Origin of the sequence: Chryseobacterium sp. Y16C (genome assembly GCF_022488405.1) — a bacterium.
GTDB classification, from domain to species: domain Bacteria; phylum Bacteroidota; class Bacteroidia; order Flavobacteriales; family Weeksellaceae; genus Chryseobacterium; species Chryseobacterium geocarposphaerae.
In genome coordinates, this window is record NZ_CP092711.1 from 1,750,972 (window position 1) to 1,765,775 (window position 14,804).

General features: G+C 33.3%; 16 protein-coding genes and 1 riboswitch. Of the genes, 11 read left to right on the forward strand and 5 right to left on the reverse strand.

What is annotated here, in order from left to right; genetic code table 11:
• Positions 1–321 precede the first annotated feature (321 nt).
• The 3 genes from MKS83_RS07705 to MKS83_RS07715 all read left to right on the forward strand — a co-directional run bounded on the left by MKS83_RS07705 (position 322) and on the right by MKS83_RS07715 (position 2,541).
• The gene (locus MKS83_RS07705) at positions 322–984 is read left to right on the forward strand and encodes an ATP-binding cassette domain-containing protein (RefSeq protein WP_240582672.1); all 663 of its coding nucleotides are present in this window, start codon (positions 322–324) and stop codon (positions 982–984) included.
• Between the two features lie 33 nt (positions 985–1,017).
• Complete coding sequence (locus tag MKS83_RS07710) at positions 1,018–1,815, forward strand: hypothetical protein (RefSeq protein WP_240582673.1); 798 nt, start codon at positions 1,018–1,020, stop codon at positions 1,813–1,815.
• 45 nt (positions 1,816–1,860) lie between these two features.
• Positions 1,861–2,042: riboswitch (cobalamin riboswitch) on the forward strand.
• 115 nt (positions 2,043–2,157) lie between these two features.
• A complete protein-coding gene (locus MKS83_RS07715; RefSeq protein ID WP_072952759.1) occupies positions 2,158–2,541 on the forward strand; it encodes an acyl-CoA thioesterase in 384 nt (127 codons plus the stop codon).
• Positions 2,542–2,667: 126 nt separating this feature from the next.
• Here MKS83_RS07715 and MKS83_RS07720 read toward each other — a convergent pair whose 3' ends face one another.
• Positions 2,668–3,258, reverse strand: a complete 591-nt coding sequence (locus MKS83_RS07720; RefSeq protein WP_240582674.1) for an HD domain-containing protein — start codon at positions 3,256–3,258, stop codon at positions 2,668–2,670.
• Between the two features lie 313 nt (positions 3,259–3,571).
• Between MKS83_RS07720 and MKS83_RS07725 the strand changes: the two genes are divergently transcribed.
• The 8 genes from MKS83_RS07725 to MKS83_RS07760 all read left to right on the forward strand — a co-directional run bounded on the left by MKS83_RS07725 (position 3,572) and on the right by MKS83_RS07760 (position 11,311).
• Positions 3,572–3,901 (forward strand): PadR family transcriptional regulator, encoded by a 330-nt coding sequence (locus MKS83_RS07725; RefSeq protein ID WP_029295092.1) that lies wholly within the window; start codon positions 3,572–3,574, stop codon positions 3,899–3,901.
• Between the two features lie 11 nt (positions 3,902–3,912).
• Complete coding sequence (locus MKS83_RS07730) at positions 3,913–5,634, forward strand: PspC domain-containing protein (protein WP_240582675.1); 1,722 nt, start codon at positions 3,913–3,915, stop codon at positions 5,632–5,634.
• A gap of 314 nt (positions 5,635–5,948) precedes the next feature.
• Positions 5,949–6,545: a 1-acyl-sn-glycerol-3-phosphate acyltransferase gene (locus tag MKS83_RS07735; protein WP_240582676.1), complete on the forward strand. Its 597-nt coding sequence runs from the start codon at positions 5,949–5,951 to the stop codon at positions 6,543–6,545.
• A gap of 150 nt (positions 6,546–6,695) precedes the next feature.
• Positions 6,696–7,130: a PaaI family thioesterase gene (locus MKS83_RS07740; RefSeq protein ID WP_410679453.1), complete on the forward strand. Its 435-nt coding sequence runs from the start codon at positions 6,696–6,698 to the stop codon at positions 7,128–7,130.
• A 113-nt stretch (positions 7,131–7,243) separates the two neighbouring features.
• On the forward strand, positions 7,244–8,317 hold the full coding sequence (locus tag MKS83_RS07745) for a hypothetical protein (protein ID WP_240582677.1): 1,074 nt from the start codon (positions 7,244–7,246) through the stop codon (positions 8,315–8,317).
• Positions 8,318–8,321: 4 nt separating this feature from the next.
• Positions 8,322–9,416, forward strand: coding sequence for an RNA polymerase sigma factor (locus MKS83_RS07750; protein ID WP_240582678.1), 1,095 nt, complete (start codon positions 8,322–8,324; stop codon positions 9,414–9,416).
• A 12-nt stretch (positions 9,417–9,428) separates the two neighbouring features.
• On the forward strand, positions 9,429–10,322 hold the full coding sequence (locus tag MKS83_RS07755) for a hypothetical protein (protein WP_240582679.1): 894 nt from the start codon (positions 9,429–9,431) through the stop codon (positions 10,320–10,322).
• 20 nt (positions 10,323–10,342) lie between these two features.
• Entirely contained in the window at positions 10,343–11,311 is a 969-nt protein-coding gene (locus MKS83_RS07760; RefSeq protein WP_240582680.1) for a chorismate-binding protein, read from the forward strand.
• 150 nt (positions 11,312–11,461) lie between these two features.
• Here the strand turns inward: MKS83_RS07760 and MKS83_RS07765 are convergent, their stop codons facing one another.
• The 4 genes from MKS83_RS07765 to MKS83_RS07780 are packed head-to-tail and all read right to left on the reverse strand — an operon-like array spanning position 11,462 to position 14,793.
• Positions 11,462–11,656 (reverse strand): hypothetical protein, encoded by a 195-nt coding sequence (locus MKS83_RS07765; protein WP_100376305.1) that lies wholly within the window; start codon positions 11,654–11,656, stop codon positions 11,462–11,464.
• A 5-nt stretch (positions 11,657–11,661) separates the two neighbouring features.
• The gene (locus tag MKS83_RS07770) at positions 11,662–12,264 is read right to left on the reverse strand and encodes a MarC family protein (protein WP_240582681.1); all 603 of its coding nucleotides are present in this window, start codon (positions 12,262–12,264) and stop codon (positions 11,662–11,664) included.
• A gap of 43 nt (positions 12,265–12,307) precedes the next feature.
• Positions 12,308–14,050 carry a BatD family protein gene (locus MKS83_RS07775; RefSeq protein WP_240582682.1) on the reverse strand — a complete coding sequence of 581 codons (1,743 nt, stop codon included), beginning with the start codon at positions 14,048–14,050 and terminating at the stop codon, positions 12,308–12,310.
• Positions 14,050–14,793 carry a tetratricopeptide repeat protein gene (locus tag MKS83_RS07780; protein WP_240582683.1) on the reverse strand — a complete coding sequence of 248 codons (744 nt, stop codon included), beginning with the start codon at positions 14,791–14,793 and terminating at the stop codon, positions 14,050–14,052. The genes MKS83_RS07775 and MKS83_RS07780 overlap by 1 nt, the downstream gene beginning before the upstream one ends.
• Positions 14,794–14,804: the final 11 nt, after the last annotated feature.

Below are 14,804 nucleotides of genomic sequence, written 5' to 3' on the forward strand. Positions count from 1 at the left end.
TTTCTATGAAATATCTAATTTATATATTTGAATGATAAAAATCAAAAATGGTCAAAAGTCTAAAGATTTTATGGATTTTCTATTTTAAATTATTAATTCCTGCTGTCCTATTTTCTTTGCTCATAAATACACAGCTTGGTTTCACGCTCGGTAATTTTGGATTATGCTTTCTGCTCTTTTTACCGGCATTCCATTTTTTGATATATGAATTAAGGTTAAAAGATGAATATTACTTTTATGCTAATTTCGGATTTTCAAGATTATTTCTTTGGGGGATTACAGTTATAGCAAGTCTAATTATAAATATAGGTTGCCAATTTTATGAGTAAACTACATATAGACAGTCTCACAAAATCTTTTAACGGAAATATAATCTTAAGAGACATTTATCTTGCTTGTGAAACAGGAAAAATAGTTGGAATTTTAGGAAGAAATGGCTCCGGGAAATCTACTTTACTCAATATAATCTTTGGAACAATAAAAGGGGATCATCAATATATAAGAGTTGATGATAAAGTTCTCCAAAATCAGTGGGGCAGAAAAAATAAGATTGCCTATTTGCCACAACATTTTTTCCTTCCAAAAGGTATCAAGATTAAAAATTTGATTCCAATTTTCTGCAATAAAGAAAACTCAGAAAAGCTAACTGAGTTGGATTTAATAAAACCCTTATTGAATGAGACTTCAAGAAATCTTTCCGGAGGTGAGAAGAAAATTGTTGAAGCCTTACTGATTATTTTCTCCGAGTCAAAATTCATTTTACTGGATGAGCCCTTCAACGGACTTTCTCCGAAAATGACAAGCGAAGTGCAAAAACTCATCAAAGAGCAATCCAAAGAGAAAGGAATAATCATTTCAGATCACCGATATCAGGAAGTATTGGATATTTCGGATGAAATTTATCTGCTTTCAGATTCTCATTTAAAACCTATTAAAGATTTAAAAGAATTGCAACGCTATAATTATCTTCCGAAAAACATTTAATTTATATATTTGAACTATCAAAAAATTTTCAAGATGATTTCTCTGAACAAAGCATTTTATATATCTATTTTCAGTCTTTTTTCTTTGGCTTCTGTAAGGGCTCAGAATAAAGTTCCTTTCGGAGTGGTAAAAGCAGAAGAAGGCTATGCAATGGTGCGAGTTCATAAAGATGATTATCGGAAAATCGTTGATAAAATCCGTATGAAAACCGGTGATGTATTTGTCTATGTAAAACCTGCTCCGGGTGAAACAGAATGGATCTGGATCAAATATCCAGAAAAAGATGATACAGACAAACCTTTCGTAAGATACGACAGCATTACCAAGGAAGGAATGGTAAATAAAAACCGTATTGTTTTTGTAGACCAGTTACCTAAATTCACTCCTTCTAAATCTAAAAACGGGAAATCTTTAATTTTCACGGACGATACCAATCCTAAAATACCCGGAAACCAAAGAACCAAAGTTATTATTGACATTTATCCTTCTTATGCTCACATTAAGAAACAGGAAAAAGATGCTGAAGGAAATATCATTAAAATTGATAAACAGAAAACCTGGGGAATCGGTAAAGAACTTCCTGAAGGGATGACTGAAATAAAGTCTATCCGTGTACAGCAACCGGGAAGAGGCTCCGTTTTTGTAAGGGATGCCATCAAAAATCTGTTTCAACCTACGATGGATTTTGATAATGTAGGAGTCACCGCTTTAGATCAGGATCATATCTTCTTATATATGATTAATGGTTCCGGAGAAAACCGTTATGTCACCTTCTGGTCTATCAAACAGGGAGCGGCAATTAGTCAGATTATTTACAAAAACCCGGAATAATCTCTTAATTATTCTTATTTTTGCCTTCGAAAAAGTTTAACGACTTTATTCATCATAGAAATTGGTTCTGCTTAGCTGCTGATTAAAAGGGAATCGTGTGAAAATCACGAACTGTCGCGCAACTGTAAGTAACTGAAGTCTTTATAAAATATTCCACTGTGCTACCGCATGGGAAGGAAATAGAGATGTTACAAGTCAGGAGACCTGCCTTTTTCTTTAAACAAAAAACTTTCGCGATCTGAAGTTTATTGATCTGATGGATTTTAACAGGTATATTTTATGTCCCTGCTATTCTTCTGTTATTTTAATCTATTTCATTTCGCCTTAATTTAATAATGAAATATGACTACAGAAGAAAGAATTGAAGCATCAGAAACACGAATTTTCAAAGCAGTTTTCCCCAACACAACCAATCATTACGATACGCTTTTCGGAGGTACAGCGATGCAGCTGATGGATGAAGTGGCTTTTATTGCAGCTACACGATTTGCAAGAAAACGTGTGGTAACGGTAAGCAGTGATAAAATTGATTTTAAAAGGTCTATTCCTGCAGGAACGATTGTAGAACTGATCGGAAAAGTTTCTCATGTCGGAAAAACAAGTATGAAGGTCAATGTTGAAATCTATACGGAACAGATGTATTCCTATGAAAGAGAAAGAGCTATTGTAGGGGATTTTACTTTTGTAGCTATAGATGAATTTAAGAAACCAATCTCAATATTATAAAAAAGGTTGCGGCGACCTGCGGTCGCCGCAACCCTATATTTTCAGCATGTTTATTATGAGTTTCGGCGGGCTTTGCCCGCCGAAACTTTTTATTCTTCGAAAGTTTTTAAACATCCATTTTACAAATCACCTCAACACCTTCTCAGATTCAAGGCTAAGGTTCAATAAATGATGGAAAGCCTCTCCCATTTCATCGGAAGCTCTTACAATGGCATTCTCCAACATATTTCTGATTTGTTTTTCCGTTACTCCGGCTTCCGTCCAGCTTTTTCCTGAAGTATGGGAATTCAGGATGAAAGGCATGATTCTATCGATGGCACAGGCAAAAATGGCATCCGGAGTTTTTTCTTCCTCAAATTCGAGCCACAAATTAAAGAATTCCGTACGCAAAGGTTCATCTAAAATCCCAAAAATCTTTTGAGCAGAAATTTTCTCTCTTTCAAATTTCCCTACCATTGCAGCTTCATCAAATAAAAAGGTATCTCCTGCTTCAATTTCCACCAGATCGTGGATGGAAAGCATTCTTATGACTCTTAACAAATCAATATCCGCTCTGTTTTTCGCATAAGGAAAAAGAATCTGAGCTAAAATAATAATTTGCCATGAATGTTCCGCCGTATTTTCTCTTCTGGTATCATCTGCGTTATAATTTCTTCTTTGTACATTTTTCAAGGCATCTACTGCCAGGATAAAATCAATCTCCTTCTGTATTTTCATTCTTTATTGTTATTTACATGATCATATTTTGAATTCATTTATAAAATGTCGATCAAAATTTCTGACCTAAAAATACGAAAATTTAAAATTTTTGGAAAATTTCAAGGCTTAAATAAAGTTAAGACAAAAATCAATAAAAATTTATTTTATTGATTATCAATATATTAAATGATTAAATTAAAAAATTACACTACTTTGTATTGCATAATACCATTTTATTTACATATCTTTGTAATGTAAAATCGAAATAGGATCAGCTAGCTAGGTTCCGAACTTCGAAAATTATATAACTAATTAACAAAACTTATTAAAGATGAATACTGAAAATACCAAAGCGCAAATGCGAAAAGGAATTCTGGAATTCTGTATTTTAAGTCTCATCAATCATCGTGAAATGTATGTTTCCGACCTAATAGATGAACTGAAAAAAGGAAAACTGGATGTAGTAGAAGGAACACTCTATCCTCTTTTAACAAGATTAAAAAACGGCGAGTTCCTTTCATACAGATGGGAAGAATCTACAGGAGGACCTCCGAGAAAATATTACCAAATCACCGAAAAAGGTAAATTATTTTTAGATGAACTTCAAAATACCTGGAATGAACTAACAGATTCCGTAAACCAAATCACTCAAAAAAATTAAAAAACAAAGCTATGAACAAGACACTCTCAATAGGACTCGCAGGTTTTTCTTTTACCATAGAAGAACACGCATATATAAAGCTTAGCGATTACCTGAATGCACTGAGAAGCTCGCTGGATGCTTCGGAAGCTGATGAGGTAATGCATGACATAGAAATCAGAATGGTAGAAATCTTCAGAGATTCTTTAGGAAAACGTGAAGTAATTAATGATACTGATGTAGAAAAAGTAATTGCTCAGATCGGATCTCCAGAAAAAATCGAAGAACAGGAAGAAGCTTATTATTCTGAAAAAAACACAAAAAAAGCATACTCATCAGGAACTGAATATACGGATAAAAAACAATTGTTCCGTGACCCTGAAAGACAAAAAATAGCAGGTGTTTGTGCAGGTTTGGCTCATTATGTAGGAATGGACATTACAGCAATGAGAGCGATCTGGTTAGGAATTTTCATCTTAGGAATTTTCACAGCGGCCGTTTCTTCAACCCTTGTTTTCTTACTTTACGTAATCCTTTGGGCGGTATTACCAAAAGCTGAGACAGCAGCAGATTTCCTGAAAATGAAGGGAAAGCCTATGAACTTCGACAATCTTAAGAATGAGTCTAATAAATTGGTACAGTTTGCCAACGAATCTACTCAGAGGGTCGGAGAAATCTATAACGAGAACAAACCTTATATCAATAACGCCGGAAGCGGACTTTGGAATGTATTCCGTTATATCTTAGGTGGAATCTTCGCATTCATGTCTTTATCTTGCTTGATCGGGGTATTTGTAGTATTCGGTTTCATGGGAGCAGACAGCGACTTCCCTCCTGTCAGCGAAATGAATTTCTATTTTGACAATGACAGTATGAAATACATCATCATGGCATTGATCACCTTAGGAAGCTTGATTCCTGCAATGATCTTCGGGTTATTAAGTATCAAATTAATTTCTCCTAAAACGAAATTAAGAAACACAGGATGGGTAATCGGAGCATTATTCCTTGCATTGATATCCTTAGGAACTTATTTCGGAGTTAGCATGGCAAGACAGGAAATGTTCCTGAAAGGTCATAAGGAAGACACTGAAGAAGTTGCTATCAACACACAATCAGACAGCATTTATGTAGATGTAAAGCAAGTGACTATTCCTCAAAATTTCAAAGGATACGATAACGATCTTTATTCCGATAAAATCTCTGTATTCAAAAAAGACTGGATTCATGTGGATGTAACAAGAAAAGCAGATATCAAAACTCCATATTTGATTATTAAAAAAGAAGCTAAAGGATATAATCTTCCATTAAATGTAAGTGTTCCGGTAGAGGTGATTAATAACAGAATCGTTCTTCCCAACTTTGTAAAATATCCTTATGAACACAGATTCAGAGATTACAGCATCGATTATGAATTGGTAGTTCCTTTGAAAACCATTGTACTTCCTGCAAAACATGATCTTATCAACTTTGATGGAGACTTAAATGCAGACGGAATCAATGATAACGATCAGGAAAAAGACGAAGACGGAAACATCAAGATTGAAAAAAACAAGATTACTGTAAACGGCTCTACCATTGAATATAATTCTGATGATGAAGACAGCATCATTGTAAACGGTAAAAAAGTACCGAGCAACCAGGCTGACAAAGTAATTGATTCTATGAAAAACAGCATCAAGAAGATGAAAGGAGGTAATCTGGACATCAAAGTAAACGAAGGTAAAAACGAAATTTCCATACAAACTAAATAATTAACTGCAGAGAGTGGCAGAAGGTGTGAATGAATAACACAACCGTTTGAAATTCACACTCTTCTTCTCTCACAGCAAATAAAAAATATAAATATTTAGTTTTCTATGTAAATAAAAATCTTTACATTTGTATAACAAAAAATCATAACCAAAACACTCAATAAAATATCAATAATCATGGTACAACTGGCACTAGAAATTGTAATGAAAATCGTTGATTTAATCAGCAGTTTATTTTAAGAGCGATAATATTTCAATATATTTGTAAAGTATAACCACTTTGGTTATACTTTTTTGTTTTTAATTCAAACGATATGAGAAAGCTGATTGGCAAACTGATGTTAAAACTAATGGGTTGGAAAGTTGTCTTACAAGGTGATGTAAACAGCCTGAACAGATGTATTCTGGTGGTTGCACCCCATACCCACAATATGGAATATATCCTGGGAAATCTTGCCTATTGGTCATTGGAAAAGCCTTTAAAAGTAATCATTAAAGATGCTCATACAAAAGCATGGTATGGCGGATTGGTAAAGGGGCTGGGAGGAATTGGTATTGACAGAAGTCAAAAGAATGATCTGATAAATTTCGTGGCCAAACAATTTGCAGAAGAAGATTTCAGTCTGGTAATCACCCCGGAAGGTACAAGAAGCTGGGTTCCAAAATGGAGAAAAGGCTTCTACCATATGGCTTTGGCGGCAAAAGTCCCTATCGTTTTAGCAGCAGGAGATTTTAAAAGAAAAATAATTTATCTGGGTTACACGATTCCTTATGAGAGAATTGCTTCAACTCCTTTTACTGATATTATGGAAGAAATCCAGAATTATTATATTAAAAATGATATAGTGCCGAAAATTCCTGCCAACTGGAATCCGAATATTATGGGAAATGAATCAGAAGTTAGAAGTTAGAAGTTAGAAGTTAGAAGTTAGAAGTTAGAAGTTAGAAGTTAGAAGTTAGAAGTTAGAAGTTAGAAGTTAGAAGCAAAATTACTTTTTACTTTTTACTTTTTACTTTTTACTTTTTACTTTTTACTTTTTACTAAAAAAATACTCAGAAAAATGTACATAAAAGATAAAACTAAAGAAGAAATACTAGCATTCATCAATAACTGGGGAGGCGAAACATTTGCCAAAACACTCGAAATAAAATTCACCGATATTGATCTTGAAAATGAAACATTAACGGCAATCATGCCCGTTTTGCCAAGAATACATCAGCCTTTCGGAATTATGCACGGTGGAGCAAGCTGCGTGCTGGCTGAAACAATGGGTTCTAGCCTGTCGAATATCTTCATTGACGGAGAAAAATATTATGGCGTAGGCACAAATATTAATACCAATCATTTAAGAAGCAAAAAAGACGGTATCGTAACAGCTGTTGCCCGCTTTATCCGAAAAGGAAGAACAATGCATGTTTCTGAAATTGAAATTCGTGATGAAAAAGGCCAATTGATAAGCCACACTACAATGACGAATAATATTATCAGCAGATAAGAAATTTCAAACAAAATACATAAAGACTCAAAATATTGAGTCTTTTTTTATATACTTGCTGCAACCTTTTTATTTTTCTGCATCTTATATATAGAAATTAAAAATCTATTTATATGAAAAAACTATTATCCCCTTTTCTTGTCTTTGCTTTATGCATTTTTAATTCTTGTACCAATAACGCAAGCATAATGAATGACGAAGTTGCCAAAACACTTACACCATCTTATGATGTATATGTCGCAGGTAAAGAAAACAACAAAGCCAGTTATTGGAAAAACACTTTAAAAACAGAACTTACGAATGGAGAAGATATAACACCTTTGGAAATAATTGTTCAAAACAGCAATGTATATGTAACAGGATCTAAAGGTTCAACCCCTACAGCAATTATGCCTATCCATTTTTTCTGGAAAAACGGAACGAGATATGAGGTTAAACAATACCTTCATCTTCCCGCTTCCGGACTAAGCGATATTACAGCCTTTACAGTATATGAAGGTGATGTCTATTTTGCAGGTTATGTGGAAAACCCTAACGCAGTTAACCCACTAGAGAAATATGAACTTTGCTACTGGAAAAATGATGCTAAAAACATTCTTCAGAAAAGTCAGTATATCCCTACAGTAAAAGGCATTGCTGCAGTAAATTCAACGACAGGTACAGATGTTTATGTATCTGCTAGAATTACCGACAATAATCAAAATACAGACAGAGGATATTTTAAAAATTTAACCTTCAGTTCTCTGGGCCAATCCAATGAGGTATATAATTTTGCAAAAAATAATAACGGACTTCATCTTTTATATCTTAAAAACGGCGTCCAATATTACTCCAAAAACATTTTCACCAATTCAGATATATATATTGGAAATAATATAAACCCAGTAGGGGCTCTTGGTCATTTAGTAACCGATAAAGCATCGAACGATCTCTACACTTATGAATTAGGAAATAATTATTACAAAAACAATACTTTAATTTCTACCAATTTTTCATCTCTAACTAATATTCAAAATATGTTTGTGCTCAATAATAATATTTATATGATTAAATATAGTGTTTCTAATGGCACTTATACCGGAAAAGTATATGTAAATGGTGTGGAAGCCCAAACGATTACGAGTACACAAAACAGTTCTCAAAATTTCACTGGAACCTTCAATGCAGTGTACGTTGTAGAAAATTAAATGAATGGCAAAAATAAAAACTGACTGGCAAAAAATCTATCTCGACTATTCCCCAAAACTTTTGGGGATTTGTCGCAGATATATCCAGGATATTTACATTGCGGAAGATATCATACAGGATAGCTTCATTACTGCCATGCAGAAAGACCATCAGCTTCATGATGAAAAAGCTCTTTTTGGCTGGCTAAAAAAAATTGTGATCAACAATTCTTTACAGTACCTAAGAAAATTCAGCAAAGATAATTTTGTGAATACCGAAGCTTTAGAAATTCCAGATACATACTCAGAAATGGAACATCATTCCCGGGAAGAGAAAAACATCTTCATTTATGATTTCTCGAATGAAGAATTATTGTCATCTATAGACAATCTTCCACCTCACCATAAATCTGTTTTCAATTTATACTTTATTGAAAACCATTCTCATGCAGAAATTGCCGGTTTATTAGGAATTACGATAAACACTTCGAAGTCTCACCTTTTGCGGGCGAAGAAATCTATTCAAACGTATTTACTCAACAATATAATCAATCACAATACTCCTAAAAATAAAACAGCACAACTGCTTGTTATTTTAGGATTGGGAGGATTATTGTGGGCACAAACCTTTAGGAGTAAATTTTCAGATTTTCAAATTGCAACCTCTAAAAAATTAGAAATTCCTGAAAATATTACAATCAAAACCTTCGCATTTCATCCTTATCAATCAAGTCTGAAAAAGAAGGTAGTCATTGCTTCAACTTGCATAATCATTATTCTTTCCTCTTTATTTTTATTTAATACAAAAAGTCATTTCTTTTTCCAGAAACAATCAATTCCTCAGGATTCAACACAAAGAAAAAATAACGAAATATCCAGAAGCCAATATTCAAAAGTGAAACCCGCTTCTGAAAGCAATGTATCAATAAATATAATTAACTCTTCCATAAAAACGAATCAGGATGCATCAGAAAACCTTGATAGTACCGAGGAAAAAAGTATTAAAAACAAAGGAAAAACACAAAAAATACTTCTTAAAGACACCATAAAAGAAACTTCCCAAAAAGTGATTGTTGTAAAAAAAATCATCAAAAGAGATACTATATTTGTAGAAAGATAAACTTATCGAGCCATGTTTTTAAAAAAGATTATTTTCCTCTTTTCTCTCATCATAATCAACTTTTCATGGGCGCAAAAAAAGAAAAAAATAGATACGGTATATATTTATGAAAAAGTGATTGTACACGATACGGTTTATCTGGAAAAACCTTTGCGGCTAAAATCAGCCAATCTGGCTATAGCTCCGTTAATGATTTCTCAAAAGGAAATAAAAGACATATACCAGGAAAATATCAGCAAACAAGAGTCCGAGAAAAAGATAAAACGTAAAGTCTTCAATACATTCCAATATGGTGTGGAAGCCGGGATAGGATTTAAAAACTCCGACTGGGCAGCATTTATATCCGAAAATAAGCAACAGTTCGGCGAAAATTTGGGACTCTGGATTTCCAGGAACTTATTTGCTTCTCCTTTATCTCTGATACTTTCCGCAAATGTTTATCATTGGAATTCCTCTTTTGATCTGGATGCCAATAAAGAAGATACCATTCTCAATGGATTTTATTTTACCAAAAACCAACAGCCTTTATTATTTCAAAGATTCAACAATAAACATTTTGAATACGCTTTACAGTTAAAAATTACCTATGAATGGAAAAATATTCGCCCTTTTGCCGGTATTTTAGCCAATCACAATGTATATAAGATGCAATTTCTGGTTCCTGAAAATAATGTTTTGAATTCATTGGAAGACTTTAAAAGTCAGCAAACCAACATCGGATTTTCATTCGGACTACAATATAGGGCTTTAAAACGTTTTCTTTTTTTTGTGGAATATCAACACTACCAAATGAAAAACATTTCGCTAAAAAACAGCACATTTGATTTTGACATTTTTAAGACTAATAATACCTTTGCAGAAAGTAAAATCAACTTCGGAATTTCCTACATCATCTCCAAGATCTGATTTTAAAAATGTAGTACATAATGATCTATTTCAAATTTCCATTCGACGAAAAATTCTATTCGACAGACGAAAATTCAAGTGAAAACCATATCAATTTTTATTCTTTTGACGGATTAAGGCAAATCGACTGTAACGGAAAAATTGTTGAAATAAATCAAGGCAATTTCGATAAGATAACAATTTCAAGTAATGATTTAAAAGAAGATAATAATAAGTTTACGCCAGAAACCAAAGATGAATATCTGAATAATCTGGATCAGGTAATTGAAGTTATCAAAGACAACCAACTTCCCAAACTGGTTTATTCCAGAAGAAAAATCTTTACCGATTTTAATCAGATTGCCCTTAAAGAAAGCTTTAAAAACATTTGTAATGCTTATCCAAATGCATTCAGCTATATCTTAATCAATGGTGAAAATTCGTGGATGGGCGCTTTTTCAGAAGTTTTGGGAAAATTCAATAAACAAACCCATATTTTTGAAACAATGAGTCTTGCCGGAACACTTCCTGTCTCAGAAAGCTGGTCTGAGAAAGAAATTGATGAACAAAAGCCTGTTTCAAGCTACATCAGAGATATTTTAAAAAAATATTCCGGAACTCTTGATGAATCTGAAACCTATGATCATATTTCAGGAAATATAAAACATCTCAGAACAGATTTTAAAATAAAAATACAACCAGAAGACTTAGATACTATCATTCAGGAATTGCACCCTACCCCGGCTGTATGTGGGATTCCGAAAGATTTCTGTAAAGAAAACATCCAGAAATTGGAAAAATACCCACGCGAATTGTATGCAGGTTATATCAAAATAGAAACCGAAGAAAGTATCCAGTATTTTGTTAATCTCCGTTGTTCCAAACTTTACAAAAATGCCGTTCATCTTTTTGTGGGAGGTGGAATAACCGCTCAAAGCAATCCGGAAAAAGAGTGGATAGAAACCGAACTGAAATCGGAAGCTGTGCTGAAAAATCTTGTGGTTTCTTAAATTCACATTTTTTAAAGATTCACATAATAAAATTGAGAGAGATTCTTCATTCCATTCAAAATGGCAAGCTTATATTTAGTGATAATCATAAACAAAAACCTCTTTCAGACTGAAAGAGGTTTTATATTTGATGGTATAATTAAAAAATAATTATTTTCTTACTCCGATTTTACTCCAGGTATTCATTACAAAAAGTAATATTAACCCTATAACTCCTGCTCCAATAGAGAAAACGAACTTCAGATTATCTTCTGATAAAAGATCTGTGTTAAAATCTATTGCATATACATTGATTCCGATAATGATAACGAAAACGATCAAAAATACTTTATAAAACTTCTGCATAATTTTTAAAAATTAATATAATTCTGCACCAATTGGGCAAAGTTTGCGGTAAATAATTTGATTGAAATCGCCAGAAGAATAATTCCAAAAACTTTCTGTAAAATAGCTAATGTTGCTTCCCCCATTTTCTTTTCCAGCCAAGTAGCAGATTTCAGCACCAAATATACGAAAATTGTATTGAGAATGATTCCAAAAATGATATTAATATCATGGAATTCAGCTTTTAAAGATAAGGTGGTCGTTAAAGTCCCCGCTCCTGCTACCAGTGGGAAAGCAATAGGAACAATAGATGCCGACTTTGCTTCAGATGTTTTATTAATTTCAATTCCTAAGATCATTTCCAATGCAATAATAAAAATGACAAAGGCACCTGCAATGGCAAACGAATTGACATCCACTCCGATAAACTTCAGAATTTTGTTTCCTACAAAAAGAAAAACAAGCATAATTCCACCTGCTGTAATGGATGCTTTTTTCGCTTCAATCTGTCCGAATTTTTGCTGTAAACTTACTACAATAGGAATAGAACCAATGATATCAATCACGGCAAAAAGTACCATAAAACAGGTAATAATCTCTTTAATAGAAAAATCTTCAAATACTCCCATGACGTTAAATTAAGAATTTCGCAAAAATATGAAAAATAATTAATTATTTGCTAATACTGGAATATAATTTAACAATTGTATTATATAGCTCATCAATTCCTTCTTCAGATTTTACCGGAGCATATTTTTCTATCTGAATCTTCTGTGAAAGAGTTCTGTATTCCTCCGCAATATGATTTCCTTTATAGTTCTCTAAAAACATCGTAAAATCCTTTGTCGAACTCTGAAAATATTGATTTCTGACTTCTGAGTCAAGTTCTTCCACCGTTTCAAAAAACTTAATATAATCGTTGTTTTCCTTCAGGTTTTTCAAATAGTTAAAATAATCCGTAATATCTGTTTTCAGCATAGTCCGGATTTCTTCCTCCGTTTCTGCCACAGAACCTAAAGACTGTGTAGATGTTGTTTTGCTAACCAAAGAACGCTTTTTTTGCCAATTTCTAAATACCAGATAAGCAATAAATAAACTCAGCAGAATGGCAATATTTACAAATAGGACATTCCAGTTAAACTTATTTTTTTCTTTTACTTTAAATGAAGTTGTTTTTAAAACCGGAGTATTTACCGTCTCTAAAAAGTTATTGGTATATTCATTAACTTTTTCTACCGTAGAGCGGGATTCCATCATCTGCTCATGAGAAAATGAATGAATACTTAATTGTGCAACAGGAACTTCAACATATTCTTTTTTTTCAGGATCAAAAAACGAAAACTCTTCGGTTTTAATTGAAATTGCCCCCTGTTTTTTAGGAATTACAATATAATTTGCGAAAATTTCGCCTTTCATTCCCACTTTTCCAGGGTAAACCTTTGAAGTAATTTTCGGATTAAAAAACTCATAGTCCTGAGAAACTTCAATACCCGGCAATTTCATATCCATGATATTACCTTCTCCTGAAACTTTTACCACTACATTCATCGGTTTTTCCACCTCCGTTTTTCCTGCGGTTGGACAGTAAACATCTACCTTAAAGTTTCCGACAGCATTTTTAAAACTTCCGGGAGCTCCTTCAGGGAGTTTCTTTACATTGAGCTTTACCTTATTGGAAAGTATTTTATTCTTGCTTGAAAGTGTATTTACAGAAGCAGAAACAGCTGGTACTTCTACATAACCTGCATGATTAGGAAAAACCATAAAAACAGCAATTACCTGTGAAGCCATACTCCCTCCCATATCAGAAGGATCGATCTCTGACTTTCTAAAATGTACCGGATGTACGTTGATATTGTCCTGTTGAGGAAGCTGTATATTCCTAACCTTTCTTAAGTTGTCTATATTTCTTGAATATACTTTTAACACTGCAATAGTAGGCTGATCCTGATAAACTTCCCTATCCTCAATTTCCATATTCAGAAACACTTCATTCTGTGCCGCAATATGAGCAGAAGATTTTTTATCAATATCCTTTATAACAATATCAAAAGGTTCTGTCTTATATATTTTGTTACTTACCGTAACGAGAACCGACCCAATTCTTATTTTTCCTTTCTTTTTGGGTTCAAGCGCCAATCGGGTAATTTTTTCCGTAATGACCGTATTGGTCAAAGGATCCATAAAGCTGTTGGTTACAGATCCGCTACCTATAATGGTAAATTTGGAAAGATCCGGCAATTGAAATACAGATTGCTGTTCCAGATCTCCGCCATTTAATTCCAGCACAATGGTAAGATTAATAATTTCTCGTCCATTATACTCGGCTTTATCAGATTCCAGAGAAAGGTTTACCTGTCCATAAGAAATTATGGAAACAAATAGGAGTAATATGTAGATAAGCTTTTGCTTCATCACCAATCTTTCTCGTTGCTTTGCGGCATCGAATAAGAATTTTTATTTAAAATTCTTCTGGCGGTTTCTTTTTCTTTTTCGCTTACTTTGTTTAATATGGCATTTTCAAGATCTTTTGGAATTTTGCCTTCATTACTCTGGTTCTGATCAGGATTATTTCCTTCCTGATTTTTCCCTTTATTTTGCTGGCCTTTTCCCTGATCCTGTTTTTGATCTTTAGGATTTCCGTTTTGATCATCATTTTGTTTTTGGTCACCGCCGCCTCCTTTGCCTGAGTTATTCTGCTGGTTTTTCTTTTGTTGGTTTTCTTTTTCCTTCAGTTTGGCAATTTCATAGTTTTTTCTTGTTGCCTCGCTTTTCGGATTTTGTTTTAAGGATTGCTTATAATAATCGACCGCTTTTTCGGGCTGATTCATTTGCATATAAGTGTTTCCTAAATTATGCAGAGCAGCTGCCTTATCAGGAAGAGTCTGAGAAAGCGCTTTCGCCTTTTCAAATTCTGCCTTTGCTTCTTCATATTTCTTGCTCTTATATAAAGCATTTCCCAGGTTATAATGAGCTGTAAAATCTTTATTATTCTGTTTTACCGCTTCCATATATTTGGAAGATGCACCCTCATAATTTTTATCATTAAATTTTTGATTGCCTTCATACACCAGAGTTCTGTAACTCTCCTGTCCGAACAAACAGCCTGAAAAGCTTAAGACAAAAATAAACGATAAAAAAATGATTTTAGTATTCATCAAATGCAAAA

What these genes read in the sequence shown, in the direction of transcription:
- MKS83_RS07765 (WP_100376305.1), bottom strand. Translation starts at nt 11,656, where the DNA reads ATGCAGAAGTTTTATAAAGTATTTTTGATCGTTTTCGTTATCATTATC.
- MKS83_RS07750 (WP_240582678.1), top strand. Translation starts at nt 8,322, where the DNA reads ATGGCAAAAATAAAAACTGACTGGCAAAAAATCTATCTCGACTATTCC.
- MKS83_RS07760 (WP_240582680.1), top strand. Translation starts at nt 10,343, where the DNA reads ATGATCTATTTCAAATTTCCATTCGACGAAAAATTCTATTCGACAGAC.
- MKS83_RS07730 (WP_240582675.1), top strand. Translation starts at nt 3,913, where the DNA reads ATGAACAAGACACTCTCAATAGGACTCGCAGGTTTTTCTTTTACCATA.
- MKS83_RS07780 (WP_240582683.1), bottom strand. Translation starts at nt 14,793, where the DNA reads ATGAATACTAAAATCATTTTTTTATCGTTTATTTTTGTCTTAAGCTTT.
- MKS83_RS07775 (WP_240582682.1), bottom strand. Translation starts at nt 14,050, where the DNA reads ATGAAGCAAAAGCTTATCTACATATTACTCCTATTTGTTTCCATAATT.
- MKS83_RS07745 (WP_240582677.1), top strand. Translation starts at nt 7,244, where the DNA reads ATGAAAAAACTATTATCCCCTTTTCTTGTCTTTGCTTTATGCATTTTT.
- MKS83_RS07710 (WP_240582673.1), top strand. Translation starts at nt 1,018, where the DNA reads ATGATTTCTCTGAACAAAGCATTTTATATATCTATTTTCAGTCTTTTT.
- MKS83_RS07715 (WP_072952759.1), top strand. Translation starts at nt 2,158, where the DNA reads ATGACTACAGAAGAAAGAATTGAAGCATCAGAAACACGAATTTTCAAA.
- MKS83_RS07725 (WP_029295092.1), top strand. Translation starts at nt 3,572, where the DNA reads ATGAATACTGAAAATACCAAAGCGCAAATGCGAAAAGGAATTCTGGAA.
- MKS83_RS07740 (WP_410679453.1), top strand. Translation starts at nt 6,696, where the DNA reads ATGTACATAAAAGATAAAACTAAAGAAGAAATACTAGCATTCATCAAT.
- MKS83_RS07735 (WP_240582676.1), top strand. Translation starts at nt 5,949, where the DNA reads ATGAGAAAGCTGATTGGCAAACTGATGTTAAAACTAATGGGTTGGAAA.
- MKS83_RS07705 (WP_240582672.1), top strand. Translation starts at nt 322, where the DNA reads ATGAGTAAACTACATATAGACAGTCTCACAAAATCTTTTAACGGAAAT.
- MKS83_RS07755 (WP_240582679.1), top strand. Translation starts at nt 9,429, where the DNA reads ATGTTTTTAAAAAAGATTATTTTCCTCTTTTCTCTCATCATAATCAAC.
- MKS83_RS07720 (WP_240582674.1), bottom strand. Translation starts at nt 3,258, where the DNA reads ATGAAAATACAGAAGGAGATTGATTTTATCCTGGCAGTAGATGCCTTG.
- MKS83_RS07770 (WP_240582681.1), bottom strand. Translation starts at nt 12,264, where the DNA reads ATGGGAGTATTTGAAGATTTTTCTATTAAAGAGATTATTACCTGTTTT.